The sequence below is a fragment of the Psychrobacter sp. 1U2 genome, assembly GCF_051847575.1.
In genome coordinates, this window is record NZ_JBPYDC010000828.1 from 1 (window position 1) to 814 (window position 814).

The 814-nt window shown below is 40.7% G+C and carries 1 protein-coding gene and 1 pseudogene; one reads left to right on the plus strand and one right to left on the minus strand.

Annotated features, from left to right (window positions below; genetic code table 11):
• The coding region (locus tag ACS8FD_RS18980) for a phosphoenolpyruvate carboxylase (protein WP_439277002.1) at positions 1-299 on the plus strand (299 nt) is incomplete at its 5' end.
• A gap of 241 nt (positions 300-540) precedes the next feature.
• On the opposite strand, the pseudogene ACS8FD_RS18985 reads toward ACS8FD_RS18980, so the two are convergent.
• Positions 541-814 (minus strand): annotated as a pseudogene (locus ACS8FD_RS18985) (maleylacetate reductase); the annotation flags it as partial.

Sequence of the window (814 nt, forward strand, 5' to 3'; positions counted from 1 at the left end):
GTGAAGATGAGGGATTACGTGAAAAGATTATGCAAGCGGTAATCGATGAGCATCATCTAACCTTCTCAGGTTTGAACTCTTTGCTTAACCAGACATCGTTATTGGCGCATCAGCAAAGCCTTGCCGCGTCCCTACAATGGCGAAATGCTTATTTAGATCCGATTAATTACATCCAAATTGAGTTGTTAAAACGTGCCAGACAAAAAGACGCTACAGATAATGACGATGATCTTGCTGTTGAAGATCCATTAATCCGTAGTATCAATGCTTTGGCAGCGGGTCTACGCAATACGGGTTAATGACTGACGTGGTTGAATAATTGCTGAGAGAGTATGCATGGGTAATCACTTATGTGTACAGCTCAGCAAAGGCGTTGTCAGCGAGATGTCGTACTTTATATAAGTGCAGTTCATTTGGTTGTTAGTGGACTTGGCAATTTGTTAGCGAATAATATTGTCACAGCAACCTGCTTGTTTGATATGTGCTCTCTGATAATTCTGAGGTAGTTCAACTTTGAGATCTACAGATTTATAATGATATTTAAGCAGGCGGTAAACCTTTATAAGCTCTTTGTAATAAGCCTTCTAATTCATCGTAATTGTATTCACGAGGATTATAATAAGGGCTGTCACACACCATCCTTGCTACATCAGCGGGACCCTCTTCAGGTAAACCAATATCTTTTAAAGCCAATTCAATACCTAAAGACTGGTTTAGACGGTAAATTGCCAAGCCAACTTCTTCACGGCTGCTGACGTCTAAAGCCTCTGCCAGTCTATCCATCGCTTCAATATCAGCGTTACGATTGTAATGT